Source organism: Streptomyces sp. SID3343 (assembly GCF_009865215.1).
Classification (GTDB): Bacteria; Actinomycetota; Actinomycetes; order Streptomycetales; family Streptomycetaceae; genus Embleya.
Genome location: NZ_WWJX01001101.1, coordinates 1 through 2,077, shown reverse-complemented (window position 1 = coordinate 2,077; position 2,077 = coordinate 1). Strand labels below are relative to the sequence as shown.

Below are 2,077 nucleotides of genomic sequence, written 5' to 3'. Positions count from 1 at the left end.
CACGGTCGGGTTCGTCGTCCTGCCCCGACGCTGGCGGGTCGAGCGCACTCTGGGCTGGATCATGCGGGCCCGCCGCAACGTCCGCGACTACGAGCGCCTTCCGCAACACAGCGAAGCCCACCTGAACTGGTCGCTCATCACCCTGATGACCAGACGCCTGAGCCGCAAAGGCCCCCGAACCGACTCCTGGACGAAGAAGCCGCAGAGCCCGGGCTGACCACGGAACCCCGACTCACGCGGCTCGCTCTCGAAGCCATCGACACCCGCACCCCCAGTGGCCCCGCCGGAGGCGGGGCCACTGGGGCGTCCGGGCACTCGGAGCCGCCGCTTGGACGGTCAACCAAAAAGCACGCTCTCATCGAATCCTGATCAGTACGCACCATGATCTTTGCCGTCGTCCACGACGGTTCCGGCAGGCATACACCCATCGAAGGTTTCCACTGGCAGGTCTCCCGAGCAGGGGCCTTGGGCAGTGGCCTTGTGGGTGGCCGGAAGCGCCTGAGCCGGGACAGTCAGAGCGAGCGGGGCCGCGAGGGCGACACCAAGCAAAGCGACCGTGCAGATGAGGCGACGCACGAGGTTCTCCTTCAAGGGCGAGGTTACGGAAACCGGATGTCTGACTGGAACCTATCTGCCCATTCGCCGTCAAATCACCCAAATATCGTTCGAACGACGCACCTTCGGCAGATCGGCGGATTGCTCTCCGGATTCGAACGGTGAGGGGGCGGATCTACGAACTCGCCGACAGCCGCGACCTGCCAGCCGAGGCCGCTGGCGAGGACAAGGGCCCTTCAAAATCCATTTCGCCCCGAACCCCCCGGGCGACCTGACAGCCATCGCTGCACGTCACCCAATGCGGAGGTCAATACGGCTGGGCTTGAAAACAGGTTCTGACCACGCGCGCCGGATCCGACGACGACGGCCACCACCGGCTGCTGCGCAGCTGCCAACGCGCGCTGCCGGTGCTGACCGGCAGCGCGCTGTACGCCGCCGCGGTCACCGCGCCGGGCGCGGCGTGGTGGGAGATGCTCCTGCCCGCGACGTGGGGCGCGTGGATGGGATGGACGACCCCGATCACCCGCTCCGCCGGGGTGATCGCGATCCCCGACGCCCCCACCGCCGAGGCCGCCCCGGCGCAGCGGGAGTACACGTATCCCGAGGCGCTGGCCGCGATGTGGGAGGCCGCTCCCGATCTGCCGCCCGGGACCCGGCTGACCGGCATCCGGCAATTCGACCCGGCAGCCCCGGATTTCGACGCCGTCGTCGTCGCGGAGGTCGGCCGCGCCGTTCCCACGTTCACGCCGGCCGGGCTCGCCGCGGCGTTCGACTTCCCATTGGGGTCGGTCACGGTGTCCCCGATCCCGGGGTCGGGCCCCGGGCGGATGGCCCTGACGGCCACCCCGACGCTGCGCGCCGCCGCCGCGCCGCGCACCTTCCCCCAGATGTGGCGGGCGTGGGTGTCGGACCCGGGGGGTGTGGCGCCCGGCATGGAGATGATCGACCACCGCCTCGAGGAGGACCGGCTGGTGGGTCGGATCCAGGCGCCCGAGGGCAAGATGATCCGCCTGCCGCAGCAGGAGATCGCGAGGGCGTTGGGCATGAAGGACGCCGAGCTGTGCATGGTCGAGACGGACGGCCTGGGCGACGGACTGGTGTCCGTCTACCGGGAGCACCCGCTGATGGACGTGCGGGAAGCCACCGTCGAAGACCTCACGATGGACTCGCTCGGCCGCATCCGCACCGGCCTGCGCCACGACAGGCGGTTCGCGTACCTGAACCTGTACGACCCGACGCTGGGCGCGATGACCGATCTCATCGTCGGAGCGCCGGGCGCCGGCAAGTCGGTGACCCTGCACACGATCATGATCGGTGAGCGGATCAGCGGCGTCGTGTCCATCGCGGCGGACGCGCAGAACGGCATGAGCCTGCCCGAGGCGAACGGGCGGGTCTACCACTTCGGCGCGGGCCGGGCGGCGGTCCTGGCGACCCTGGCCGCCGCCTACGAACTCGCGCAACACCGCGAGAAGATCAGCTCCGCCAACGGCTGGTCCGGGTTCGCGATCAACGACCCGTGGCC

At 69.8% G+C, this 2,077-nt stretch carries 2 pseudogenes; both read left to right on the top strand.

The features are described from left to right. Positions 1-217 (top strand): annotated as a pseudogene (locus GT354_RS34430) (IS5/IS1182 family transposase); the annotation flags it as partial. 745 nt (positions 218-962) lie between these two features. Next, positions 963-2,077, top strand: a pseudogene (locus GT354_RS34425) (hypothetical protein); the annotation flags it as partial.